We start from the raw sequence: 24529 nt of genomic DNA, 5'->3' as shown, positions 1-24529 counted from the left end.
TCTCCGTCCCCGCTCCTCACGCGGGGACGGAGATGACGCCGAGCGGGTCGGTGGTGGGCTGTTCGGAACCGCCGGCGGGTTCGACGGTGATGCCGACGGCGGTGGCTCCTTCGAGCGGCCCGTCGAGGACGTGCGCCTGACGGCCGCCCGCTCCGGACATCAACCCGGCGGGCCGGAACTCACCCGCCTCGGCGTACCACAGCTCGTAGACCTGGTCCTCGGTGAGCGGCGGCAGGCCGGACGCGATGAACGCGGCCTGGCCCTGGGCGCGTGAGGCGACCACGCTCGCCGTCGCGCCGTGCGCGAGTTCCGCGGTGCTGATCGTGGCGTCCGGAGCCGCCAGTACGTCGGCGAGCGCCTCCGTGCCGGTGTGCAGGTCGGCAGCCTCCTGCCGGGCGCTGTCGGCCTCCGTGTGCTGCCACCACGCGATACCGCCGAGTGCCGCCGCGGCCGCCACGGAAGCGGCCAGCGCGAACCCGAGGACCCGCTGCCGCCGCCGGGGGCGTTCCCCGACTTCGGCCCGGGGAGGCTCCGGGCTCTCCTGACGGACGCGGGAGATCTCGTCGAGCACCCGCCGGCGCAGCTCCGGGGGCGGCCGGCGGGCCTCGCCCGCACCCAGCATGCTCGCCGTCCTCGCCAGTTCGCCGGCCTCGCGCCGGCACTCCGCGCAGCCCGCCAGGTGGTTCTCGAAGGCGGCCTCCTCGTCGGGCGGCAGCGCGTGCAGCACGTAGGCACCGACATCGAGATGCGCGTCGTCGCCGGTTCTCATGATCCCGTCTCCACACATTCCCGCAGGCGCCGCAGCCCCTGCCGCATCCGCGACTTGATGGTGCCCGCCGGAGCGGCCAGGGAATCGGCCACCTCCGCGTACGTCAGTCCCTCGTAGTAGGCCAGGACCAGGGGAAGCCGCAAGTGTTCGGACAGCTGGGCCAGACAGCGGAAGACGACGCGGTGCTCCTCGCGCTCCTCGACCTCTTCGGCGACCGTGTCGAAGGGCCGGTCCTGGTCCCGTGCCCCGGTGCGCAGCTCGCGGGCCCGGCCCGCGGTGACGGACCGCACCCGGTCCACAGCCCGGCGGTGCGCCAGGGTGAGCACCCAGCTCCGGGCGGCGCCCCGCTCCGGGCGGAAGCGGTCGGCGGTACGCCACACCTCCACCATCACGTCCTGGGTCACCTCCTCCGCCTGCGCCTCGTCCCGCAGCACCCGGCAGGCGAGCCCCATCACCGGAGAGGCCAGGGCGTCGTAGACACCGGCGAACGCCTGTTCGTCACCGTCGGCGGCGCGGGTGAGCAGCTCGTCCACCCGGGCGTCGCCGGGAGACCGCTCCGGGCGGGACCGTGTGCCGCTGCGCGTGTCCGATTCATCGTGATCCATCGTCGCTCCTCGGCTCTGCACGACACTGGTCCCTCCACACGCGCAGCGCACGTGATCAGCAGCCGTCCGCGTGAGACCGGGCGGACGAGCGGGGCGCGGGTCTCACTGACTGTTCGTAGCCGAGGCGTCGAGGGTGCGCACCTTTCGCGTCTGCTTCCGCCGATCGGGTGACCCGCGCGGCGTCACCCCTCGGCATCCGCCGGGCCGTCATCGGCTTCGCGGCGACCGGACTGCTCGCCGGCGGCGCCACGCTGGGCATGGCGGGGACGGCGAACGCGGTACGGGCCTCGACAGTCCCGTGCACACGCCGTGGCCGATCAACGCGGAGCGGGGGCGGTGTCTGTGCTGTCGGAGTCATCGAACAGGGCGACGCGGACAGTGATGCGCCTGCCGATCGGACCATGGCGAGGGCCCACTGCCGCGACCTCGGTCTCCCCTACACGGAGACGATCTCGCCGACTCCTACCGCCAGGCCCTGCGCCACACGCACGAGGTGGGCGAACCCCTTCGGACCGGCATCTGAGCACCGACGTGACTGGGGACAGTTGACTACGGTTGCGTGGGATGCGCCTGATGGCTACGCGTCTCCTGACGCCCTCTCGTCGCCTACTGGAAGATGGGGCTCATGACTTCAGTGAAGGAACGCCCCCGTGCGCTGCTCGCGGGGGCGTCGCGTCGGTGGGTGCGGCTGTTGCCGGGGGGTGTGGCGTTCGTGCTGTGTGTCGCCCTGCTGCCCACGACCATCGTGGTCCTCACCGCTGATTACGGCCTGAACGGTGCAGTGGCCAGTGCGCTGGCTGTTGCGCAGGCGGCGCCGCTGTTGCTTGCCGTCGTCCGGCCGCTGGGCGCCTGGTTTGTGATCTTCGCGGCGGATGTGGCGGGGGCGGTGGTTCTGCTCGGTGTGGACTTCGAGGAGCGGCTTCTGTGGCCGTTCCCGCCCATGGAGATCGTCGGGTATATCGGCCTGTGCCTGGCTCTGAGCCTGCGTGAGTCGCGCCGGACGCTGCTGCTGGTGTGGCTGGCGACGGCTGGCGTGAACGTCGGGCTGGGGTTCGCGGCGCCGCACGGCATGGACGCGATGAGTGTTCTGCTCACTATTCTCGGTGGCGTCACTCTTCTGCTCGGCGGTGTGCTCCGTGAGCGTCACGAGGTGCAGCGCAGGCTGGCCGAGCAGGAGACGATCAGTGAGGCGGAGCGTGAGCGTCGGACGCTGCTGGAGGAACGCGCTCGCATCGCGCGTGAGTTGCATGATGTGGTGGCGCACCACATGTCGGTGATCACGGTGCAGGCGGACACAGCGGCGTATCGTCTGGAGCGGCTGCCGCCGGACGCGCAGGAGGAGTTCACGTCGATCGCGGCTACCGCGCGTGAGTCGCTGAGTGAGATGCGACGGCTTCTCGGTGTGCTGCGGAATGAAGAGACACACGGCGAGCTCGCGCCCCAGCCGGACCTGACGCGGATCGGACAGCTGGTGGAGGCGACGGCAAGAGCGGGTACGCCCGTGAAGTTCACCGACTGCGACACCGAGGTGCCCGAGGCGGTGGGGTTGTCCGCATACCGTATCGTCCAGGAGGCACTGGCGAACGTCGTACGGCACGCACCTGGTGCCCCTACCCAGGTATCGGTGTCACAGGACGGGGACCAGCTCACCGTGCTTGTCGTCAACGGTCCGCCGCCCGAAGCACCTGCCGAGCCGCTGGAGAAGGGCGGGACCGGGCATGGTCTGGTCGGGATGCGTGAGCGGGTCCGCATCATCGGCGGCACCCTTGAGGTGGGGCCGCTGCCGGACGGCGGTTTCCGGGTCGCCGCACAACTGCCTTCAACGAAAGAGGACTTCACGTGACGACGCGCGTCATCATCGTCGATGACCAGGCCATGGTGCGGGCTGGATTCGCCGCGCTGCTGGCCGCGCAGAGCGACATCGACGTGGTGGGCGAAGCCCCCGACGGCGTGCAAGGTGTCGAGCTGAGCCGCCGCACCCGTCCCGACGTCGTGCTGATGGACGTCCGGATGCCCGAGATGGACGGCCTCGAAGCCGCCCGCCGCCTCCTCGCGCCCCCGCCGGGCACGACCCACCGGCCACGCGTGCTGATGCTCACCACCTTCGACGTCGACGACTACGTCTACGAGGCGCTGCGGGCGGGCGCGAGCGGCTTCCTGCTGAAGGACGCCCCGCCGGCCGACCTGATCGCCGCGGTCCGTGTCGTAGCCTCGGGCGACGCGCTGCTCGCCCCGTCCGTCACGCGCCGGCTCATCGCCGACTTCGCCCGCCAGCGTCCTGCCGCCCGGGGCAAGCCGGCGCTGCGGCTGAAGGCGCTGACGGAACGCGAGACCGAGGTCCTCACTCTCGTTGCCCGCGGCCAGTCCAACACCGAGATCGCGCAGACACTGATCCTGGCCGAACAGACGGTGAAGACGCACGTCAGCCGTGTCCTCACCAAACTCGACCTGCGCGACCGCGCCCAGGCGGTCGTCTTCGCCTACGAATCCGGCCTGGTCACCCCGGGTGAGTAGGCCCCTGCCCCTGTCCCTGCCCCTCCACCCCCTACCGGGGTAGCACCTCCACTTTGGCTCCCGGGTATGACGCCCGACGCGCAGCCGTCCCCGCACTCTCTGGTCCATCGGAACGAGGAGACCGCGAAAGGGCGGAACATGAGGCTACGCAGCGCCAAGCGGCAGAAGACGGACGACCGACCGGAGACACCGGCCACCACGACACCCGGTCTCGCCGTGGAACTGCGCGATGTCCGGCGGCAGTACGGCCGTGGCGCGGGGACGGTGCATGCCCTCGCGGGTGTCGACCTGGCTCTCGCCCGGCGGACGTTCACTGCGGTCATGGGCCCGTCCGGGTCCGGCAAATCCACTTTCCTGCAGTGCGCCGCCGGGCTCGACAGGCCCACGTCGGGGTCGGTGGCCCTGGGCGGTACGGAGATCACCGGCATGAGCGAGGACAGACTCACCGAGCTGCGCCGCAGCCGCCTCGGCTTCGTCTTCCAGGCGTTCAACCTGCTGCCCTCGCTGACCGTGGAACAGAACGTCCTGCTGCCCACGCGCCTGGCCGGACAGCGCCAGGACCGCCGCCGGGCGGCTGAGGTCCTCGCGCAGGTCGGGCTTGCCGACAAGGGGCGGCGCCGGCCCGGGGAGCTGTCCGGCGGCCAGCAGCAGCGCGTGGCCGTCGCCCGCGCCCTGGTCACCAACCCGGACGTGATCTTCGCCGACGAGCCGACCGGCGCCCTCGACACCGGCACCGCCACCGAGGTCCTCGGCCTGCTGCGGAACGCGGTGGACACCCTCGGCGCCACCGTCGTCATGGTCACCCACGATCCGGCCGCGGCAGCCTGGGCGGACCGCGTGCTGTTCCTCGCCGACGGCGCCTTCGCCGACCATCTCGAACAGGGTTCGACGGAACAGATCGCGGTACGCATGGCCGGGCTCACCTCCCGCACGGGCGCGATGGCAGGTGCCGCGGCATGAGGCGCCCCAACGGACTCGCCCGTGAGGCCGTCCGCTTCAAGCCCGCGTCTTTCGCGGGGACGTTCCTCGCACTCCTGATGTCCGCACTGATCGTCGCGGCCTGCGGAATCCTGTTGGAAACCAGCCTGCGTGCGTCAGTGCCGGCGGAGCGGTATGTGAAGGCGCCGGTCGTCGCGGCGGCAGACCAATACGAGTACGTCGTCACCGGCAGCGGTGAGGACCAGGAGAGGGAGGCCGTCCCGCTGCCGGACACCGCCCGGCTCGACGCAGGGCTGGCGGCCGAGGCGGCGAAGGCACCGGGTGCGGCCGCCGCGGTCCCGGACTTCACCTTCCCGGTGCGCGTGGCGCACGAAGGTGAACCGCCCCTCTCCGGTGATCTGCTCACCGCGCATGGATGGGGGTCCCACACCTTCACCGGTACCGCGCTGACCTCGGGTTCCGCGCCCCGCGGAGGGGAGGTCGTGCTCGACGCGGGTGCGGCCCGCGCCGCGAACGTCGCGGTCGGCGGCACCGTCGTACTGCGGACCGCCGCAGGTGAGCAGCCCTTTCGCGTTGCCGGCGTTGCCAAGGCCACAACCGCGGACACCGCCCGCGGCGCCGGGCACCTGGCCTGGTTCGCCGACTCCCAGGCGCCCGTGCTGGCCGGACACCCCGGCAAGGCCGACGCCATCGCCGTGCTGGCACAGGACGGCACCGATACCGACGCGCTCGCCGACTCGGTGAAGAAGGCACTCGCCGGTTCCGGCGCCCAGGTGCACGTCGGCGACGACCGTGGCGCCGTCGAGGACCCCGGCCTGGCATACGCCAAGGACACACTCTTCGCAATCGGCGGTTCCTTCGGCGGCATCGCCGCCATCGTCGCGGTCTTCACCGCGGCCGGGACCGTTGCCCTGTCCGTGTCCCAGAGAGCCCGCGAGTTCGCGCTGCTGCGTGCCGTCGGCGCGACCCCGAGGCAGGTTCGACGGGCGGTCGCCTCCGAGGCACTGCTCATCGCGCCGCTCGCCGGAATGCTCGGCTGCCTGCCCGGCATCGGGCTCGCGCACTGGTGGTTCGGGCAGCTGCAGGACCGCGGCGCCATCCCGCAGGCCGTGGACCTCCGCGTATCCGCGCTGCCCCTCCTCGCCGCGGTCGGCATCGGACTGCTCACCGCGCTCGGCTCCGGATGGGTGGCCGGTCGCCGGCCCGCCAGGATCAAGCCGCGACAGGCGCTCGCCGAGGCTTCGGTGGAGCGGCTGCGGCCCGGCCTGATCCGTACGGTGCTGGGTATCGGCGCCCTCGTCGGTGGCGGGGTTCTCACCGGCGTCTCCGCCAGCTCCTCGGGGGACGACGCGGCCGGGGCCGCTCTCGGCGTCGTCATGCTCTTCATGCTCGCCGTCGCGCTGCTCGGCCCGCTGGTGGCGCGGCTGTGTGCGGGAATCTTCGGCCTCCCGCTGCGCGGCGCGGGCCCGGCCGCCCAGCTCGCGGCCGCCAACTCCCGTACCAACGCCCGCCGTCTCGCCTCCGCGATCACCCCGATCGTCCTCGCCATGGCCTTCGCCTCAACCCTCGTCTTCATGCACACGAGCGAGAACCGGGCCGCCGACAAGCAGCTGCGTGCGGGTATCACCGCGGACCACGTGGTCACGGACCCGGCCGGGCTCCCCGTGGACGCGGCGGCGCGCGCCGCCCGGACACCGGGCGTGGAGGCGGCCGTCGGCCTGCTGAACACCCAGGTGCTGGTGCCGATCGGCTCCGGCGAGTTCAAGTCGCTCCAGGGCGCGGTGACCCAGGGCGTCAGCGGCTCGGGTGCCGAACTTGAGAAGGTCCAGGACCTGGACGTACGCGAAGGCAGCCTCGGTGGGCTCGGCGAGGGCCGCATAGCCATCGACAAGACCCTGGCGAACTCGGCGGACGTCGGCGTCGGCGACCGGCTGCCGCTCTACCTCCCGGACGGCACCGAGGCCCGCCCCGAGGTCGTCGCGGTCTACGGCCGCGGCCTCGGCCTGGCCACGGTGACCATGGACCGGGCGTCCCTCGCTGGCCACGTCACCTCGGGCTTCGACAGCACGCTGCTGATACGCGGCGGATCGGAGGAGTCACTCACCGCACTGGGCAAGGTCACCGACGCCTCCGGCTACGCGACCGAGAAGAACCTGGACGCGAAGCTGGGCGCCTGGATGAACAACACCATGGCCGCGGTCCTCGGCGGCTTCGCCGCCATCGCCGCCGTCAACACCCTGGTGATGACGATCCTGGACCGCCGCCGCGAACTGGGCACCCTGCGCATGGTCGGCTCCACCCGGCGCCAGGTCCTGATGATGCTCGGCTGGGAGAGCCTGCTGGTCTCCGTGGCGGGCGTGGCCATCGGGTCCGCGATCGCCGCGGCCACACTGATCCCCATGATGCGCGGCATGACCGGCGAGGCACCCTATGCACCCCCGCTCTTGTACGGCTCCTTCGCGGCCGCCGGCATAGGTCTGACCCTGCTCGCGGTGACGCTGCCGGCGCGGGCAGCGCTGCGGCGCAGGTGGTAGCGCCCGCAGAGCGGCGGAAGCCGCCGCCCCCGGCGGTGCCGGACCATGGTGGCCGGATGCCTGAGCGGCTACGGGCTTCCCCGCCCCCGCCCTAGCACTGCTGTCCCTTCTCGCCGAAGCGGCCGCGGCCAGGCGGGAGCCGCGCCCCCTCTCCCCCCCCGGGCTCGCGGCGGACTCCCGGCCGGGAGCGGCCCGCCGTCAAGGAGCCCCGCGGCAGCCGCGGCCGTCGCCTTCATCGTCGTTGGCGCGCACCCGCGCCAAGCCGTACCGGGCGCACGAAGGTCTCGCGCCGGCGGTGGCGCTGGCGCTGGCGCTGGCAGCGCTGATCGCGCTCGCCGTGAGCGGCCTCGGCCACGCGCCCGCCCGCTCCGCCGACCACGCGGCGGCAGACCGACCGGCCACATCACCCCCGAAGTGGGTTTCCCCGACGGAGCCACGACGGCCAGGGCGGGCGGAAGCGCCACGCAGGCGGCCGGACCCCTACTCGCTCGCCACCAACGGAAAGGACGCTCATGATCACAACCCTGGCCCCTCCGGTCCGCATGGGGAAGGCCGCCGTCGCAGCCCTGGGCATGCTGGCGGTCTCCACCGGCGCCCTGGAGTCGGTCGTGGCGCCGACACTCCCGCTCCTGCAACGCGAGCTGGACATGAGTCCGTCCCAAGGGGCGCTCCTCAACATCGTGCTCGCCATCACCGGCACGCTCATCACACCGCTCGCGGGCAAGCTCGGCGACCGCTACGGCGGAAAGCGGGTCCTGATCCGGCTGATGGCCGTGGTGTCGGTCGGCGGCCTGGTGTCCGCCCTGGCGCCCAACCTGCCCGTACTGATGATCGGCCAGATTCTTCAGGGGGCGATGGTGGGCGCGCTGCCCCTGTCGTTCATCGTGGTGCGCAAACACCTCCCCTCAGGAGCGTCGAAGGCCGCCATCGGACTGGTCAGCGGAATGTTCGTAGGCGGCTCCATGGTGGGCCTGCTGTCGGCCGGGCCAGTGGCCGAAGCGTTCTCCCGGCACTGGATGTTCGCGGTGCCGACCTTCGCGGTCATCGGGTTCACCCTGCTGGTGAACAGGCTGATGCCATCCGATCCGCCGGGCCGGCGGGACGGCGCCGGGATCGACTGGCCCGGCCTGCTTCTCCTCAGCGGGATCCTGGTCACCCTCCTGTTCGTGTTCGCGCTGGCGCCAGAGGCAGGCTCGCAGCCACTCGTGTTCGTCGCCCTCATCGCGGTGCTGGCCGCCTTGGTGACCGGATGGACAGCCGTTGAACGTCGCGCGGCCGCGCCGATGGTCGATCTGCGCATGCTGGCAAGGCCGGTGATCTGGAAGTCGTGTGTGGTGACGTTCGTGATATGCCTCGGCACCGCCATGGGGGTCTATCTCGTTCCGCAGCTGCTCGACGTGCCCGGCGACGGATACGGTTTCGATCTCGGCGCCACCGAGATCGGCTTCGTCCTCCTGCCCGGCGCCGTCGCCGCGACGCTGGCCGGGCTGCTCGGCGGAATCGGGGAGCGGCGCTTCGGCTCGCGTGCCGTGGTCGCCACCGCGGCCGTCCTGATGGCCACCGCCCTGCTCGCGCTGTCGGCCGCACACTCCGAGATCTGGCACATCGCCGTCGGCAAGGCGCTGATCGCGCTCGCCAACGGCCTGTGCGTCACAGCCATGGTGACCAGCATCGCCTCTTCCGTCGATGAAGGCGACACCGGCATCGCCACCAGTCTGGTCCTGGTGACGCGCGTGCTGGGCTCCGCCGTGGGCGGGATGCTCGGCGGCGCGCTCCTCACCGCGGGAACTCCCTCCGAGTCCGAGGTCCCGGCCGAATCGGCCTTCACCACCGGCTTCCTCATCGCCGGCGCCGTCGCGGTGCTGTCCCTGCTTGTCGTCCGAACCATGAGCAAAGGAGTCAAGGAATGACTTTCACCGACCAGCTGACGGTTACTCGTACCAACCTCAGGCCTTCGGTCCTGATCTCCGGGGCCAGTATCGCCGGCCCTGTCCTTGCGTTCTGGCTGAACCGCTACGGATATGCGGTCACGGTGGTGGAGAAGGCGGGGGCGCTGCGCAGCGGTGGCTATCCCATCGATGTGCGCGGCACCGCGCTGGAGGTCGTCCGGAGGATGGGGATCCTGCCGCGGCTGCGTGAGGCGCACATCGACCTGCGCCGGCTCACCTTCCTCGAAGGGGACGGCAGCGAGGTGGCATCGCTCCACCCGCACAGCGTCACCGGCGGTGTAGCGGGACGGGACCTGGAAGTGCGGCGCGGGGACCTCAGCGACGCTCTTCACACAGCGGTCCGTGACGACGTGGAGTTCGTCTTCAACGATTCCATCGACACCCTCGACCAGTCCGGCCACGGAGTGGACGTCACCTTCCGCGGGGGCGCCAGGCGTACCTTCGACCTGGTCCTCGGCGCGGACGGCATGCACTCGCGTACCCGGGAGATGCTGTTCGGCCCCGAAGACCAGTTCCATCACTACCTCGGCTACTGCTTCGCCGTGTTCACCCTGCGCAACACTCTCGGACTCTCGCGCGAGGCCGTGATGTGGAACTCTCCGGGCAGGGCCGCAGCCCTCTACGCCGTGGACGACGACGAAGTACATGCCTTCCTCAACTTCGCCCACCCCCACCCGCCGTTCGAGGCGTTCCCGGATCTGCAAGCCCAGCGCGACCTGGTCGCCACGGTCTTCGCCGACGCCGGATGGGAGGTCCCGGGCATGCTGGCCGCGCTGCGTCACGCGGACGACGTGTTCTTCGACGCGGTCAGCCAGATCCGCATGCCCCGCTGGTCCAACGGCAGGGTCGCGCTGGTGGGTGACGCCGCATGGGCGCCGTCCTTTCTCACCGGGCAGGGCACCAGCCTCGCCCTCGTCGGCGCGTACATGCTCGCCGGCTCCCTGGCCGACCGGGACCACACCGCGGGTTTCGCTGCCTACGAAAGCTCCACCCGTGACTTCGTGACCATGAACCAGGCCCTGGTCGGCAACGGTGGCGCCACCCTCTTCCCGACCACGCCCCAAACCTTGGCGGAACGCAACGACAGGCTGCGCAAGCTCAGTGCCATCCCTTCCGGGGAGGGACGACCGGCCCATTCGGCCCTCGTCCTGCCCAGATTCATGCCGTGACTTGACAACTGACAACCTACAAACACCATCAGAGCCATCCATGCGAAAACCATTGGCGCCCGGCTTGCTCCGCTGATGGACTGACGTCCTATCGTGAGTCTGCCGCTGGGCGGAGGTAATGGTTGTGACAGGTTATGACGTGCTTGCCGAGGTGTACGAATGGCTCATCTCGGATGCGAAGTTGCCTCCAGCCGAGTTCGCTGCGTCGTTCGACGACGTCCTCGATGTCCTGCCGTCGAACGCTCACGTCCTCGACTGTTCGTGCGGGACCGGACAGTTGGCGGTTGGCCTCGCCGGTCGTGGCATGCAGGTCGTCGCAACTGACGCCAGCGAGGCGATGGTTCGCCGGACTTCAGAGTTGTCCGAGGAGTTCTGCGCATCCGTCCGGGCCGTACGGGCGAACTGGGAAGAGTTGCCCGACCATTTCGAGGACAACACGTTCGACATGGTGTTCTGCGTTGGCAATTCGCTTCATCATGCCACGGGCGCGACAGGCAGGGGTGCTGCTCTGGAGTCGATGTCACGGCTTCTGCGCCCCGGCGGTCGTTTGGTACTCACATCCCGCACTTGGGAACTCGTGAGGGCCAGAGGTTCCCGGCTGGAGATCAGTGACCGACTCGTCCGCCGGAACGGTCGCGATGCCGTCGTGGTCTACCGCTGGGAGATCGCGCCGCATTGGGAGGAGGAGCACCACATCGAGATCGCGATCGCGCAAGTTGATGCGACCGGGTTGGTTCTTGTGCGCTCGGAACTGCTGCCCTGCTGGCCCTACCGGTACGAGGAACTCGAAGTCGAGCTGCACCGGGTCGGACTCCAGACGGAACTGAGCACGTTCGATCTCGAGGCCGAGAACTACATGGTGGTCGCGAGCAAGGTATAAACCAGGCGGCATCGGGGATGCTCCATTACTGAGTGCATCCAGCATGACCTGTCGCGCCTACGCCTCGCTGGAGCAGATGGTCTCGGTCCAGGTCGCCTGGAGGTCACGGCAGACAAGGGTGAGGGTGCCATCCCAGCAGGTGATCTCATGGCTGCAGCCGTCCCTGTGCGGCAGGATCTCGTCGAGAATCACAGCCCCGAGGTCTGCTCCTCGGTCCTCGTCGGCAGAGTCGATGATGAAGCTGGACACCCCCGCGTAGCGGATCAGCAGGTCTTGGTCGTGCTTCCAGCAGTTGTTCTGGAACTCGACCTCCATCTCCTCACCGCCAGTACCTCGAACGGCCCGGAGCCTCAGGTCCTTCATGCATCGCCTGCTGCGAAAGTCGTAGTGGTCCGGGTCCGTGGCGAAAGCCCGGGCCCCCGGCGGCAGGTCACCGGCGATCGAGGGCAGATGCTCCAGGTAGCAAGCCGGGTCCAAGACCCCTGTCAGGTCGCCGACCCGCGCATCGAGATTGACATACTCCATCGGACTTCGCCCCCGCTCATGACTTCCCACTTGCCGACGAATCGTCGCACAGACTCACCAAATGAGATGGCAGCGAAAGAGGCCTGGGCGATGCCGGTCCTCACAACCTGGATACGACCGTGAGGACCGGCGCTCTCGTCGGCGCGGACGGTGTCCTCCACCGTCCAATCGCGCACGGCCGGCCGGACACCACGCCTCCCGCAGCACCGGACCGCGGTGGCCCCAGGCCGACGCGCGACACAGCCCAAGCCCGCCCGCTCCCCGGCCCGCACACTCACCGCCCACCCCGGGTGACACCCTCTGACCGATGCGGCCGGGGCCCAGGCGGAGGGTGTCGATTCCTAGTCGTGAGCCCCTCACATACTGAAGGGCCTTACTGGTGCTTGCGTGAGTTCCGTCATGGTCAGCCCAGTGCGGCGGCTGATCTGGTCAAGCACGGACAGCGCCCACCTATTGCGTTCCCACGCGCAAAGCTCGATGCGCTCCCCGAGACGGCGTACTTCAGACGGACCGTCCCCGCCGGTGCGCGATTCAAGACGCACTATGTGATCCGTCAGACCCCTCATCTGACCGAAGAGGTCGAGGGTCCCGACTCTCATAACTCTGATATGCGCGAGTTCCGCCAGCCGTAGCCGCAGTTCCTCGGAATGCCGGGTGGCTTCGGCTTCGAACTGCTCCAGGTCGAGCCGGCCCAGCACCACGTCACGTTGCGCGCGCCTGAGCAGGTCCAGCCACACGTCGACGACGACACGGGCGCGTACGTACCGGTCGAGGTCCAGCGTCGTCTGGTTCTCCGCTCTGATGTCCCGCTCGGCCCGCTGCCGCCGCCGCTCCACGTGCAGTTGCCCGAAGTAGCCGATGGCCGCCCCGAGCGCGGTGCCCAGACACCCGCAGAGCGCTCCCACCAACGCCGCGTCCATATCCACCCCCGTCTTCGCCGGACACTCCGGCGTCTCGTTGCTTCATCTACCCAACGGAGTCGGAGTTTCGGCACAACCGGGATCCTGGCGTCGTCCAGCGGCGGTTCGGCGTCGGCCAGAGTGTGGGCGTCCTGGACCCCGGCCCAGCCCGGCCCCTACCGACACCTGGCGGAGGCATTCGAGCGCCGGCTGGCCAAGCTCGGGAGAGCGCGGCCGGCTCCGGTTCGACTTCGTGCTCTTCGTGGCCGGACGGGTGCTTCATGAGAGTTGCTCGACACGCCCGTGTGCGTCCGTAGGGTTCAGCCGGGCCGAGGTACCCGAGGGACGGGGGTCGGGAACGGCGGCCACACGGGCGGAGGGCGTGGTGGACGGGGCGGCGGCGCCCCGCTGGAGCAGCGCGAGGTTCCGCATGCGCCACTGCCGCGGGGTCATGCCGAAGACGGACCTGAAGGCCCGGCTGAGGTGGGCCGGGTTGCGAAACCCCCAGCGCGCGGCCACGGCCGAAACAGTCGGACTGGCGTGGCCTCGCCGTGCCAGCTCCGCCCCGCACTCCTCGACCCGGCGCTGGTAGATCAATCGCCCCACGGTCACGCCTTCGCCTTCGAAGAGGCGGTGAAGGTAGCGCACCGAGATGTGGTGCGCCTTGGCGATCCGCTCGGGTGACAGGTCGGGATCGGACAGGTGGGTGTCGATGTACTGCCGGATCGCCGGCACCAGCTGCTCCCGGGCCTGCCCAGGCGGCCGGTGCTCGACACCGGCCACCTCGTCGATGAGGAGGTGGGCGAACTCCACGGCACTGCCGCCGAGCAGGTCGGCGGTCCTGCTCGGCACCTGCGCGGCGACCGCGGGGAGTCGCTCGACATGCGCCAGCAGCAGGGCTGCCGTGCCGGTGGCCGCGAGGGATCGCCCCGTCGCCTGCCGCACCAGCGCCTCCGGCATGGCGAGGGCGTACGTGGGCAGTGCTGCGAGCAGGAGCCGGAAGGGATCACGCTGATCCAGCGAGAAGGCTCTGCGGCAGTCCACGAGGGCCAGTTGTCCGGGTAGCAGCGTGGTGCTGCGCCCGTCCTGGGTCAGGACGGCCGTTCCCGCCTGCTGGACCACGACGGCGACCCGGTCGCAGGGGATCGCCCGGATGAGCCGCGGGGAGCGGCTCATCCGGAGAGGGCCGCCGGTCAGGCTCAGCATGCGCACGTAACCGAGTTGTGCCGTGCTCATCCTGGCGTCCCTGCTCAGAGGCGCATGCGTCCGCAGGCTTACGGCTCCCATGATTTCGTCGATGTGGTGCTGCCAGCTTGGCGGCACCCCTGGGTCTTCCGCAGGTACGGCCCCGTCAGAATCGATTTTCACGCATACCCCTACGTTCTGGCCCGCCGTGGGTCTCTTCCTGGGCCCGCGCGACACGTCGCACGAAAGCTCCAAGGCCCACCGTCAGGGGCGAGGGCGAGTGGGACGTAGGTCATTTGACGTGCCAAAGCGCACTGTGCGGGCGGCAAGCGCGGGCAGTGTGCACTGTGTTGCGAGAAGGCCTGCGCAAGCGGACGCGACGTCGGTGTACGCGAAGGGGAACCGCTGACCTCATGGCGTCGCAGCGTTGATCGAGCAAACTGGATCACCGCTTCCGCCTCGAAGAACGTGTGGGGTGTCAGCGCTGCCGCCCCCGCAAGTAAGGTGCACGTCCAGGGGGGTGGCATGGAGGACGCTCGGGTGTCGCGGACGCAGGGTGAGGAACTGGTCGGCCGACAGGCCGAGATGGCACTTCTGAGCCGTACGGTCGATGCGGTGCTCACGGGCTCCGGCGGGTCGTCGGTGATGCTGCGAGGCGAAGCCGGCATCGGCAAGACGGCGTTGCTCACATGGGTGCGGTTGCAGGCACGGGAACGAGGTTTCGACGTTCTGGGCGCGGTAGGCGCCATGGCCGAGGCCGAGCTCGCTTTCGGTGCCCTCCACCAGATCGTGTGGCCGCTGTTGGAGCGGTCGTCCACCCTGCCGCACCGGCAGCGGCACGCTCTGGAATGCGCCCTGGGACTCGGCGCCGGGACACCGCCGGCCGGAGTCATGCTGGGCGAGGCGGCGCTGGCCCTGCTCGCCGAGATGGCGCGGACCCGTCCTCTGTTGGTCACAGTGGACGACTTGCACTGGGTGGACACCTCCAGTGCCGCGGTCTTCGAGTTCCTGCACCGGAGGATCGGCGAGCTGCCCGTCATGATGGTCGGGGCGGGAAGGGACGACCGCGCGCCGGCGGGCGGCTGGGCCTCACGCGTCGTACCGGTGGAGGCACTGGAGCCCGAGGCTGCCACGTCACTGTTGCGCCGACGGCACCCGGGGCTGTCCGCCGCCGATACCGCGCGGGTCCTGGAAGAAGCACGCGGCAATCCCCTGGCCCTCCTCGAACTGCCGGCCCGGCGCGTCTCCGATCCCTCCGACGGACTCGCCCCAGCCCCCGCTCACACACCGCTCAGTGGAAGGCTGGAGCGCCTCTTCACGGACAGGATCACCTCGCTGTCCCGTGAAGCCGCGCGCGTCATGCTCCTCACAGCCCTGGGCGGAGTCCACGGCGCCGGCAGCTGGCACCGCGCCGTGCCGGACAGCGAAGCGGAAGCCGTGATCTCGGAACTCGAGGGCAGCGGTCTGGCACACCTGGCCGCCGACGGAACGCTCTCGTTCCGGCACCCCCTCGTACGCAGTGCCGTCATATCCATGGCGTCCCCCCGGGAACAGCGGCATGCCCACAAGACCCTGGCGACATCGCTGGCGCCGGACGACCCCCGGCGCGTGGTGCATGAATCCCTGGCCGCGGTCCTGCCCGACGCCTCCCTCGCCCGGCGGCTGGAGGAAGCCGCGCGAAGACTCTCCCTCCGAGGCGGAGACGCCGAGGGGGCGGTGTTGATGGACCGCGCGGCCGCCCTGAGCACGGAGGCCGACTCCCACACGGGCCGTCTGGTCTGGGCCGCCGTCATGGCGGCACGAGGCGGACGGCTCGCCCACACCGCGAAGCTGGTGAACCAGCTCAGGCAGCGTCCCGTCCCGGCGGACTTCGCTCCGCTGTTCGCCTATGCGGTGGTCTACGTCGATCAGAGCCACCACATCGACTTCGAGTCGTCGTTCCTCCTGCTTCCCGAGGCACTGGACGCCCTGACGCGCGCTCCGGAGGAACGCTTCGGAGAACTGGCCGAGCAGATCTACTTCAAGCTTCTGCTCGCCGCGACCTACACCGACGACCCGCGTGCGTGGCGTGCCCTGAGCCGGCACGCCGACCACGTCTCCCCTCTGGCGCGGCTGTGTCATCGCGCGTGGTCCGATCCCGCCCGCACGGCGCACGGCGTCAGGCTGGAGCTCGACGCCATGACGGCCGGTATGGACGCCGAGCAGGAAGCGGGTGCGGCCTGGCTGTTGCTGTGGACGGCGTCAGCGGTCGACGCGGCCGACGAGACCCTGTGGCGGCGCTTCACCGGCCAGCACGCCTACGCCACCCAGGGTTCCGTCGCCAAGGCACGCTACTACCAGGACTACCTGCGCGGCCGCTGGGAGAACGCGCGCAACTGCCTGCAGGAGGCGAAGGCCGCCGAAGACCTGGGGTACCACTGCAACGCCCTGCTGTTCCGCCACTACTACGCCCACTTCCTGGCGGGCAGGGGCGACGAGGAGGGACTGCGCGACCTGGAGGCACTCATCCGGCCGCGGGCCGAGCGTGCCCGGATGTGCTTCGTCACCGACCATCTCACCCACCTCAGAGGGCTTGTCGCCCTGGCCCACGGACGTGTCGCGGACGCCTACGACCTCCTGGTACAGCTCACGCCGGCAGGCGACCTGCGGCGCGGACTGCCGTGGTTCCACCTGCCGTTCTTCGACTTCGTTGAAGCGGCTGTGCGGACCGGGCGTATGAACGAGGCGAGGGCGCACATCGCGGCCGGCCGCAGCGCGTGCATGCCGGAGATCTCCCCTCACCACGCCTTCCTCCTGGCTGCGGCTACGGCCCTTGGCGCGGACGACTCCGAGGCGGACGCCTGCTATCGCGCCGCGTACGCCGTCGAAGGAGCGGAGGACTGGGTCTTCACGATGGCCCGGCTGCGACTGGCCCATGGCTCATGGCTGCGTCGTCGGCGCCGAACGGAAGCCGAGGGCGTCCTGCGTCTCGCCCACGAGGCGTTCCAGCGCCTGGGCGCGGAACCGTGGTCCAGGCGCTGCGAAGAGGAACTGGCGGCCAGGGAATCCGAACCCCTCGCTTCCCGCGCCGGCCGGGGAACGCTGACCGGCCAGGAACGGCGCATAGCGGAGCTCGCCGGTAAGGGGCTGACGAACAAGGAGATCGGCACGCTGCTGCAGCTCTCCCCGCGCACGGTCGCGTCCCACCTGTACAGCATCTTCCCGAAGCTGGGAATCACCTCAAGGGCGGGCCTCGCGGAAGCCCTCAACGAAAGCTGACATTCAGAAGCCGCCGATGCCGTCCTTCGACGCGCGCAAGGCTCTCCAGTCCCTCGGGGAGATGCCGTACCGGGCTCGGAACGCCCTGCTGAAGTGTGCGGCGTTGGCAAAGCCCCACCGCTGGGCGACGGCGCCGACCTTCACCGGTCCGCCGTCACCACGCCCGAGTTCCCGCCTGCACTCCTCCAGCCGGCGCTCCTGGATCCAGGAGCTGATCGTGCCACGCTCTCTGGTGAAGAGCTTGTGCAGTCGGCGGACGGACACGTAGTTGGCCGCCGCGATCGTTCCCGGACGGAGGCCGGGGTCGGGCAGCCGGTCGTTCACCCACCCGCGTATCGAGTGAACGAGACCTCGATCGTTCTCCGGTGGCATCGGTTCGACCGCCTCGGTGACGAGGGCGGCGACCAGGTCCACCAGCTGGTTCCTCAGCCGCGCCACCGTGCACTCCGCAAGGTTCGCCGGTGCCTCGGCCAGCGTGAGCAGAAGCGGATACAGCAAGGAGGCCGTACCTCTGGTGACGTCGTACGTTCGGTCGCACGCCCTCGCGAGACTCTCGTCGGAGCACAAGAGGTGCCGTCGAGGCACGGCCAGCACCGCCACCGCACCCCCCTGCGCGGCCGGGGTGACGGGCCGGGCGGAGTCGACCAGGAACAGTCGGCCGGGAACGGGAGCCCCGTCGAGCCCCTGCCCGAGGGGCGAACGCGGCGGCATCAGGGCACAGATCGCGATCCGGCGCCGTTCCGCAGGCGCCATGGACGAGTCCCACGTCCTCACGAGCTGCGAGCCGCCGAGCACCCGCACGGGCACCCGTATCGAGCCCGTGGGGGAAGGCGGCCGCTGCGCCGGTCGGAGGTCCGGAGGTGACGGGACGGGCTGCATGGCGAGCTCCCCGGGCTGGACGCGAGCGAGACGGACAGGCGGTTCTTCCGTCCATGCTGCGGACTTCGTGCGTCACGACATAAGTCATCCGACTGACTGTCACGGAAACGCGCGGGGAGCGGACGGCACGTGCCGCCGCGAGCGCGGGGTCCGGATCGCGTCCGGCTGCGACAAGAGGTGTGCACTGGGCGGCATGGTGAGTTCACCCGTACCGTCCGCCCGGGCGGAGCGGAGCCGTAATGTGGGCCCGGTTGCCCGTCTACCCGGGGGCGCGCCCTCGCGCAGGAGTTTCTCGTGGACCATTCCGCCGAACCGCAGCCGGTACTCGAACGGCCGGTTCAGACCTTCGCCGATGCTTTCGACCTGTCTCGTCCTCCGGGCGACGCGCGCGGCCCGGAGGTCCCGGGGGCGATGACGGCGCTCCTCGGCGAGGCGGACTCCGATCCCGAGGTCGAAGAGGACTGGCTTGCGCTTCCCGGCGGCGGCGGGGAGCGCATCCGCGTGCGGATCCTGCGTCCGGCCGGAAACGAGGACTCCCTGCCGGTGATCCTCTACCTGCACGGCCTCGGCGGGGTGAGCACCACCGCCTCCGCGCACCAGCGGCTGCTGGAGGACCTGGTGCTGGGAGCGGACGCGGCCGTCGTGGTGCCCGAGTACGACCGCTCGGCGGCCTCGCCCTACCCCGTGGCCGTCGAACAGAGCTACACCGTCGCCCGCTGGATCGCCGAACAGGGGGCTGACTGGCGGCTCGACGGCTGCCGCATGGCCCTCTTCGGCGCGTCCACGGGAGCCAACCTCGCCGCCGCGCTCACCCTGCTCGCCAAGGAGCGCGGGGGCGTGGACATCCTGCACCAGGTGCTGGTCTGCCCTGTCCTCGACGCCTCGATGAGCACGGCGTCGTACCGCCGCTTCGCGCAGGGGTACGTCGTGGGCGACGCCGCCATGCGGGACTTCTGGCAGGGGTACGTCCCCGACGCCGCGCGACGGGAGGAGATCACCGCGTCACCGGCGCGAGCCACGACGGACGAACTGCGCGGGCTGCCTCCCGCCCTCATCCTGACCGCGGAGGCCGATGTCGCGCGCGACGAGGGCGAAGCGTACGCGGCCCGGCTCAGAGAGGCCGACGTCTCCGTCGTCTCCGCCCGCTATCACGGCACCATCCACGGGTTCATCCTCTTCGATGCCTTGCGACACAGCGACACGGCGAGAGCGGCCCGCATCCAGGCGCTGGACACCCTCCACGTCGTGCTGCACCGAGGCGTGTGACCGAGGCGGGCGCGGGCGCGGTCGGGACGGGCGGCCCTCGCATGCCGTGCGCCCTGAGACAAGGTCCCGTGCACAGCCCGGCGACAGAAGCGCGGGAGACGGCCCTAACGTCCGTTGTGCCGCACCACGCTGGCGCGGCACGTACTTCCGTCTCCTGAACAAGAGGCTCAGCCATGACCGAGCACACGCCTGTCACCCCCGTCCTGGAACCGGCCGCAGCGGCCTTCGCCGAGGCCACCGCCCAGCCGCCGTTCCTCTTCCAGATCCCCCCGGCCGACGGACGCAAGGCCGTCGACGAGGTCCAGTCCGGCCCCGTGCACAAGCCCGAGGTCGACGAGGAGTGGATCACCGTCGCCGTGCCGTCGGCGGGCACCGTTCGCGCGCGGATCGTCCGTCCCGCGGGTGCGACGGGCGATCTGCCGGTCATCCTCTACATCCACGGCGCCGGCTGGGTGTTCGGCAACGCCCACACCCATGACCGGCTGGTCCGCGAGCTGGCCGTGGGGGCCCACGCCGCCGTGGTCTTCCCGGAGTACGACCTCTCGCCGGAGCACCGCTACCCGGTGGCCATCGAGCAGAACTGGGCCGTCGCCCGCTGGATCGTGACCGACGGCGCGGCCAAGGGCCTGGACGCCACCCGCATCGCGGTCGCCGGCGACTCGGTCGGCGGCAACATGAGCGCGGCGCTCACCCTGATGGCCAAGGAGCGTGGCGGCCTCCCCCTGCGTCAGCAGGTCCTCTTCTACCCGGTGACCGACGCGGCGTTCGACACCGGCTCCTACCACCAGTTCGCGGAGGGCTACTTCCTGCGCCGCGACGGCATGCAGTGGTTCTGGGACCAGTACACCACCGACGAGAAGCAGCGCGCCGAGATCACCGCGTCACCTCTGCGCGCGAGCCAGGAGCAGCTGACCGGCCTGCCGCCCGCGCTGATCATCACCGCCGAGGCGGATGTCCTGCGCGACGAGGGCGAGGCCTACGCGAACAAGCTGCGCGCCGCCGGCGTCCCCGTCACCGCCGTGCGCTACCAGGGCATCATCCACGACTTCGTCATGCTGAACGCCCTCCGCGACACCCACGCCGCCCGGTCCGCCATCGCCCTCGCCGTCGAGACCCTGCGCCTCGCCCTCGCGAAGAGCTGACCCGGCGCCACTCGCCCACGCGCGGGCCCGCACCGCGTCGTCGTGGTGCGGGGCCGGGGTACCTACGCCTTCCGTGCCTTCGTACCCCGCACTCTCCGTCCCTCTCAGCAGTCAGGCAGTGCGATGACCACCTCCGACAACACGGCCGGCCGTCCGGTAGGCGGGGAGCAGCCCCCGGACGGACCGGCGGCTCCGGCCGGCCGGCGTCACGAACCCGACCTGCGGCGCATGACCCGCATCCATCTGCGTCCGATCGCCTCACCGATGCCGCTCGGTTTCTACGCCGTGGCGATCGCCTCCGTCATCGTCGGCTGCCTCCAGCTAGGCGTCTTCGACGAGGACGCGCACAGGGCCGTCGCCTTCACCATCCTTCCCGCGTTCATCCTGCAACTCCTGGTAGGCGTCCTGGCCTTCGGCGCCCGGGACGTGCTCGCGGCCACCCTCATGGCCTGCTTCTCCGGCACCTGGCTCGCCACCTCGCTCGTCCTCGCGTTCGACCCGCCCGGCGGTGCGGAAGTACTGGGCGTCCTGAACCTCGCCTTCACCGTGTTCGCCGGCCTCATGGCGAGCGTGGCCAAGGCCAAGCGGGCCCTGTGGCTCGTCCTGTGCGTGGCCGTACCCCGGTTCGCCGTGGCGGCGGTCTTCAACCTGTCCGGCATCGCCTGGGTGGGCGTCGTCTCCGGCGCGCTCGGCCTCGTGCTGGCGTCCGTCGCGCTCTACGCGGCCTTCGCGCTGATGCTGGAGGAGATGCGCGGCGAGCAGGTACTGCCCATCGGCCGCAGCGGCCCCGCCCACCACGCCGTCGAAGGCGACCTGACGGTCCAGCTGCGCAACCTCGAACGCGCGGCCGGTGTGCGCCGCACCCTCTGAACCCGTCGGCGGGCCCGCTCAGCAGGTCGAGACCGATCTCGACCGTTTCCTGGCGATGGTCCTGCGGCACGCGCAGGACGCGCGTGCCGTCTCGCCCCGAGGCGACCGAGGTCCGGTGGCAGGCACCCGAGGTCCGGTGGCAGGCGACCGAGGCCCGGTGGCGCCCGACCCGTCTCGCCCACCTTTCCGGCGGCCTCCTCCGAGCCCGCTTCCCGTCCCTTCCCGCCGAAAGCGAGGGTCAAGAGCCATGACAACCATGCCGGTCAGCGGAATCACACCCGCCCCGGACCTTGAGGACGGCGACGCAGCCGACCTCGTCGTACGCAACGCCAAGATCTACACCGGTGACCCGGACCACCCCGCGGCAGCAGCGATAGCGGTCCGCGACGGCAGGATCCTCTCCCTCGGGGACGACGCCACAGTGGCCGGGCACGTCGGACGGCGCACCCGCGTCGTGGACGCACTCGGCCGCCGGATCATCCCCGGATTGAACGATTCCCACCTGCACGTCATCCGGGGCGGCCTCAACTACGTACTGGAACTGCGCTGGGACGGCGTCCCCTCGCTGCGCCAGGCCCTGGCCATGCTCCGCGAACAGGCCGGCCGTACCCCGAAGGGACAGTGGATCCGAGTGGTCGGCGGCTGGACCGCCGAGCAGTTCGCCGAGCGGCGGATGCCGACGGTGGCCGAGCTGAACGCCGCCGCACCGGACACGCCCGTCTTCGTCCTCCACCTGTACCAGTCCGCCCTGTTGAACAGGTCCGCCGTGCGTGCCGCGGGCTTCACCCGCGACACCCCCGACCCCCGCGGCGGACAGATAGTGCGCGGGCGTGACGGGACACCGACGGGAGTCCTGCTCGCAGCGCCCAGCGCACTGGTGCTCTACTCCACGCTGGCAGCGGCGCCCACCCTCGGCGAGGACGACAAGAAGACGTCCACCCGTCATTTCCTTCGTGAGCTGAACCGATTCGGCCTCACCTCGGCCGTGGACGCCGCCGGCGGCTTCCAGAACTTCCCCGAGAACTACCGGACCGTGACCGAACTGGCCCGGGACGGGGAGCTGACGCTGCGGATCGCCTACCACCTGTTCCCCCAGACCGCCGGCCAGGAACTCGACGACCTGCGCCGCTGGATCGAGGCCGTGCGCCCCGACGAAGGCGACGAGTGGCTCCGCCTCAACGGCGCCGGCGAGAACCTGACCTGGGCCGCCGCCGACTTCGAAAACTTCTCCGAACCCCGCCCCGAACTCGCCGCCGGCTACGAGGGCGAGTTCGAGAAGGCCGTCCGCCTGCTCATGGAGAACGGCTGGGGCTTCCGCCTGCACGCCACCTACGACGAGACGATCCGCCGCGACCTGGCGGTCTTCGAGAAGCTGGCGGCGGACGGCCTCTTCCCCTCCGGCAACCGCTGGCTCTTCGACCACGCCGAGACCGTCTCGCGGTCCAGTCTGGAGCGGATCGCCGCCCTGGGCGGCTCCATCAGCGTGCAGAACCGGATGTCCTTCCAGGGCAGGGCCTTCGTCGACCGGTACGGCGCCGAGGCCGCGGCCCACACTCCGCCGGTCAAGGAGATGCTGGAGCTGGGCCTGCCGGTGGCCGCGGGTACCGATGCCACACGCGTGTCGTCGTACAACCCGTGGGTGGCCCTGCACTGGCTCGTCACCGGGCGCACCGTGGGCGACCTCTGCCTCTATCCGCCGGACCGGTTGCTCACACGCGAGACGGCGCTGGAGCTGTACACCCGCGGAGGCGCGCGCATGACGGGCGAGAGCAAGGTCAAGGGCATGCTCCGGGTCGGCTACTTCGCCGACTTCGCCGTCCTTTCGCACGACTACTTCTCCGTCCACCACGACGACATCCCGCACATCGAGTCGGACCTGACCGTCGTCGGCGGCCGGCTCGTCCACGCAGCGGGTGATTTCGAAGGCCTCGACGAGGCCCTACCACCGGTCAGCCCCGTGTGGAGCCCGGTGGCGTACTTCGGCGGCTACCAGGCGACCCTGCCCCCCGGAGTGACCGGAGCGCGCCAAGCCGACCGGCTGGCAGAGGCCGTGGCGGCCTCGGAACAGCACCGCCAGTGGCGGGCCGCCCGGGGATTCACCCCGGAAGGGCCCGCCACGACCGAGGTATTCGATCCCTGCTTCGTCCTCTGAGCCCCCGACGCCACACGCGTCGTCATTCCCGGCCACCCCACCCGGCCACCGCGCACCTGCGCAGGCCCCCGCTCCCGCCCCCTCCCCGGCGGCGGCGGGGGCCTTCGGCGTGTGCGCGGAGCGAGCCGCGCCGCCCATCGGGCGCCGTGCAGTACGGGAACAGGCAAGGCCACCCAGAGGCAAGTCCGGGCGGGGTGCGCGGACCTAACGTCATGGACGAACGCGGGGAACCGGCCCGGCGCCCGGCCGCCGGGCGCAGCCTCTGTGTTCACCACTGTCACGTGCCGCCTCCCGTATCCGTCACCCTTCCTTTTCGAAAGGACCGTCATGGTCGACTTCACCACTGTCCAGGCCGCCCCCAGCCCCGATCTCCTGACCCCCGACAACTCGGTCATGCTGTTCGTCGACCACCAGCCGCAGATGTTCTTCGGAGCGGCCAGCGCGGACCGCGCGGGCGTCATCAACGCCACTGTCGGCCTGGCCAAGGCGGCCACCGTCTTCGACGTCCCCGTCGTACTGTCCACGGTCGCAGCAGAGTCGTTCTCCGGGCCGATCCTGCCGCAGCTGCAGGCGGTCTTCCCCAAGCACGAGGTCGTGGACCGCACCACGATGAACGCCTGGGAGGACCCGGCCCTGGTCGACGCCGTCAAGGCCACCGGCCGCAGCAAGATCATCCTGTCGGGCCTGTGGACCGAGGTCTGCCTGGTGCTGCCCGCCCTGTCCGCGCTCAGCCAGGGATACGAGGTCTACGTCGTCGCCGACGCCTCCGCCGGCGTCACCCCGGAGGCCCACGAGCACGCCATGCAGCGGATGACCGCCGCCGGCGCCGTCCCCGTCACCTGGCTGCAGGTCCTGCTGGAACTCCAGCGCGACTGGGCCCGCGGCGAGACCTACGCGGCCACCCTCGACGTGGTCAAGGAGCACGGCGGCGCCTACGGCATGGGCGTCGTCTACGCCCAGTCCATGATCAACCCGAACGCGGCCGGCTGACCCG

The 24529-nt window shown here is 70.6% G+C and carries 19 protein-coding genes and 1 pseudogene; 14 read left to right on the top strand and 6 right to left on the bottom strand.

Annotated features, from left to right (window positions below; translation table 11 throughout):
- Window positions 1–16 precede the first annotated feature (16 nt).
- Together ACFIF2_RS26060 and sigK are read right to left on the bottom strand one after the other, a co-directional pair.
- Window positions 17–769 carry an anti-sigma factor domain-containing protein gene (locus ACFIF2_RS26060; RefSeq protein WP_395575667.1) on the bottom strand — a complete coding sequence of 251 codons (753 nt, stop codon included), beginning with the start codon at window positions 767–769 and terminating at the stop codon, window positions 17–19.
- Window positions 766–1374 (bottom strand): ECF RNA polymerase sigma factor SigK, encoded by a 609-nt coding sequence (sigK, locus tag ACFIF2_RS26055; RefSeq protein WP_395575666.1) that lies wholly within the window; start codon window positions 1372–1374, stop codon window positions 766–768. Before sigK ends, ACFIF2_RS26060 begins: the two co-directional genes overlap by 4 nt.
- A gap of 401 nt (window positions 1375–1775) precedes the next feature.
- On the opposite strand from sigK, the pseudogene ACFIF2_RS26050 reads away from it, so the two are divergent.
- The 8 genes and pseudogenes from ACFIF2_RS26050 to ACFIF2_RS26015 form a co-directional block, all read left to right on the top strand.
- Window positions 1776–1897: pseudogene (locus ACFIF2_RS26050) on the top strand (acyl-CoA desaturase); the annotation flags it as partial.
- A gap of 102 nt (window positions 1898–1999) precedes the next feature.
- On the top strand, window positions 2000–3217 hold the full coding sequence (locus ACFIF2_RS26045; protein ID WP_395575665.1) for a sensor histidine kinase: 1218 nt from the start codon (window positions 2000–2002) through the stop codon (window positions 3215–3217).
- A complete protein-coding gene (locus ACFIF2_RS26040; protein WP_395575664.1) occupies window positions 3214–3888 on the top strand; it encodes a response regulator in 675 nt (224 codons plus the stop codon). The genes ACFIF2_RS26045 and ACFIF2_RS26040 overlap by 4 nt, the downstream gene beginning before the upstream one ends.
- A gap of 138 nt (window positions 3889–4026) precedes the next feature.
- Window positions 4027–4848 carry an ABC transporter ATP-binding protein gene (locus ACFIF2_RS26035; protein WP_395575663.1) on the top strand — a complete coding sequence of 274 codons (822 nt, stop codon included), beginning with the start codon at window positions 4027–4029 and terminating at the stop codon, window positions 4846–4848.
- Window positions 4845–7361, top strand: coding sequence for an FtsX-like permease family protein (locus tag ACFIF2_RS26030; protein WP_395575662.1), 2517 nt, complete (start codon window positions 4845–4847; stop codon window positions 7359–7361). Before ACFIF2_RS26035 ends, ACFIF2_RS26030 begins: the two co-directional genes overlap by 4 nt.
- Before the next feature lie 512 nt (window positions 7362–7873).
- Complete coding sequence (locus tag ACFIF2_RS26025) at window positions 7874–9271, top strand: MFS transporter (protein WP_395575661.1); 1398 nt, start codon at window positions 7874–7876, stop codon at window positions 9269–9271.
- Window positions 9268–10479 carry an FAD-dependent monooxygenase gene (locus ACFIF2_RS26020; protein ID WP_395575660.1) on the top strand — a complete coding sequence of 404 codons (1212 nt, stop codon included), beginning with the start codon at window positions 9268–9270 and terminating at the stop codon, window positions 10477–10479. The genes ACFIF2_RS26025 and ACFIF2_RS26020 overlap by 4 nt, the downstream gene beginning before the upstream one ends.
- A gap of 124 nt (window positions 10480–10603) precedes the next feature.
- Window positions 10604–11359: a class I SAM-dependent methyltransferase gene (locus tag ACFIF2_RS26015; RefSeq protein WP_395575659.1), complete on the top strand. Its 756-nt coding sequence runs from the start codon at window positions 10604–10606 to the stop codon at window positions 11357–11359.
- Between the two features lie 57 nt (window positions 11360–11416).
- Here the strand turns inward: ACFIF2_RS26015 and ACFIF2_RS26010 are convergent, their stop codons facing one another.
- The 3 genes from ACFIF2_RS26010 to ACFIF2_RS26000 all read right to left on the bottom strand — a co-directional run bounded on the left by ACFIF2_RS26010 (window position 11417) and on the right by ACFIF2_RS26000 (window position 14106).
- Window positions 11417–11884: a hypothetical protein gene (locus ACFIF2_RS26010; RefSeq protein ID WP_395575658.1), complete on the bottom strand. Its 468-nt coding sequence runs from the start codon at window positions 11882–11884 to the stop codon at window positions 11417–11419.
- Window positions 11885–12240: 356 nt separating this feature from the next.
- The gene (locus ACFIF2_RS26005; RefSeq protein ID WP_395575657.1) at window positions 12241–12810 is read right to left on the bottom strand and encodes a hypothetical protein; all 570 of its coding nucleotides are present in this window, start codon (window positions 12808–12810) and stop codon (window positions 12241–12243) included.
- Window positions 12811–13062: 252 nt separating this feature from the next.
- A complete protein-coding gene (locus ACFIF2_RS26000; RefSeq protein WP_395575656.1) occupies window positions 13063–14106 on the bottom strand; it encodes a helix-turn-helix domain-containing protein in 1044 nt (347 codons plus the stop codon).
- A gap of 402 nt (window positions 14107–14508) precedes the next feature.
- Here ACFIF2_RS26000 and ACFIF2_RS25995 point away from each other — a divergent pair, with 402 nt between their 5' ends.
- Window positions 14509–17226: a BREX system ATP-binding domain-containing protein gene (locus ACFIF2_RS25995; RefSeq protein ID WP_395575655.1), complete on the top strand. Its 2718-nt coding sequence runs from the start codon at window positions 14509–14511 to the stop codon at window positions 17224–17226.
- A gap of 3 nt (window positions 17227–17229) precedes the next feature.
- Here the strand turns inward: ACFIF2_RS25995 and ACFIF2_RS25990 are convergent, their stop codons facing one another.
- The gene (locus ACFIF2_RS25990; RefSeq protein WP_395575654.1) at window positions 17230–17724 is read right to left on the bottom strand and encodes a helix-turn-helix domain-containing protein; all 495 of its coding nucleotides are present in this window, start codon (window positions 17722–17724) and stop codon (window positions 17230–17232) included.
- Between the two features lie 675 nt (window positions 17725–18399).
- Here ACFIF2_RS25990 and ACFIF2_RS25985 point away from each other — a divergent pair.
- The 5 genes from ACFIF2_RS25985 to ACFIF2_RS25965 all read left to right on the top strand — a co-directional run bounded on the left by ACFIF2_RS25985 (window position 18400) and on the right by ACFIF2_RS25965 (window position 24525).
- On the top strand, window positions 18400–19371 hold the full coding sequence (locus ACFIF2_RS25985; protein ID WP_395575653.1) for an alpha/beta hydrolase: 972 nt from the start codon (window positions 18400–18402) through the stop codon (window positions 19369–19371).
- Window positions 19372–19544: 173 nt separating this feature from the next.
- The gene (locus ACFIF2_RS25980; RefSeq protein ID WP_395575652.1) at window positions 19545–20513 is read left to right on the top strand and encodes an alpha/beta hydrolase; all 969 of its coding nucleotides are present in this window, start codon (window positions 19545–19547) and stop codon (window positions 20511–20513) included.
- 123 nt (window positions 20514–20636) lie between these two features.
- Window positions 20637–21383: an acetate uptake transporter family protein gene (locus tag ACFIF2_RS25975; protein ID WP_395575651.1), complete on the top strand. Its 747-nt coding sequence runs from the start codon at window positions 20637–20639 to the stop codon at window positions 21381–21383.
- 247 nt (window positions 21384–21630) lie between these two features.
- Window positions 21631–23535, top strand: coding sequence for an amidohydrolase (locus ACFIF2_RS25970; RefSeq protein ID WP_395575650.1), 1905 nt, complete (start codon window positions 21631–21633; stop codon window positions 23533–23535).
- A gap of 327 nt (window positions 23536–23862) precedes the next feature.
- Complete coding sequence (locus ACFIF2_RS25965; RefSeq protein WP_395575649.1) at window positions 23863–24525, top strand: hydrolase; 663 nt, start codon at window positions 23863–23865, stop codon at window positions 24523–24525.
- Window positions 24526–24529: the final 4 nt, after the last annotated feature.

This window comes from Streptomyces sp. BK79, assembly GCF_044142145.1.
Lineage (GTDB): Bacteria > Actinomycetota > Actinomycetes > Streptomycetales > Streptomycetaceae > Streptomyces.
Note: the sequence above shows the minus strand (reverse complement) of the source record. Positions and strands in the feature narration are given on the sequence as shown.

What these genes read in the sequence shown, in the direction of transcription:
- ACFIF2_RS26060 (WP_395575667.1), bottom strand. Translation starts at nt 769, where the DNA reads ATGAGAACCGGCGACGACGCGCATCTCGATGTCGGTGCCTACGTGCTG.
- sigK (WP_395575666.1), bottom strand. Translation starts at nt 1,374, where the DNA reads ATGGATCACGATGAATCGGACACGCGCAGCGGCACACGGTCCCGCCCG.
- ACFIF2_RS26045 (WP_395575665.1), top strand. Translation starts at nt 2,000, where the DNA reads ATGACTTCAGTGAAGGAACGCCCCCGTGCGCTGCTCGCGGGGGCGTCG.
- ACFIF2_RS26035 (WP_395575663.1), top strand. Translation starts at nt 4,027, where the DNA reads ATGAGGCTACGCAGCGCCAAGCGGCAGAAGACGGACGACCGACCGGAG.
- ACFIF2_RS26030 (WP_395575662.1), top strand. Translation starts at nt 4,845, where the DNA reads ATGAGGCGCCCCAACGGACTCGCCCGTGAGGCCGTCCGCTTCAAGCCC.
- ACFIF2_RS26025 (WP_395575661.1), top strand. Translation starts at nt 7,874, where the DNA reads ATGATCACAACCCTGGCCCCTCCGGTCCGCATGGGGAAGGCCGCCGTC.
- ACFIF2_RS26020 (WP_395575660.1), top strand. Translation starts at nt 9,268, where the DNA reads ATGACTTTCACCGACCAGCTGACGGTTACTCGTACCAACCTCAGGCCT.
- ACFIF2_RS26010 (WP_395575658.1), bottom strand. Translation starts at nt 11,884, where the DNA reads ATGGAGTATGTCAATCTCGATGCGCGGGTCGGCGACCTGACAGGGGTC.
- ACFIF2_RS25980 (WP_395575652.1), top strand. Translation starts at nt 19,545, where the DNA reads ATGACCGAGCACACGCCTGTCACCCCCGTCCTGGAACCGGCCGCAGCG.
- ACFIF2_RS25975 (WP_395575651.1), top strand. Translation starts at nt 20,637, where the DNA reads ATGACCACCTCCGACAACACGGCCGGCCGTCCGGTAGGCGGGGAGCAG.
- ACFIF2_RS25970 (WP_395575650.1), top strand. Translation starts at nt 21,631, where the DNA reads ATGACAACCATGCCGGTCAGCGGAATCACACCCGCCCCGGACCTTGAG.
- ACFIF2_RS25965 (WP_395575649.1), top strand. Translation starts at nt 23,863, where the DNA reads ATGGTCGACTTCACCACTGTCCAGGCCGCCCCCAGCCCCGATCTCCTG.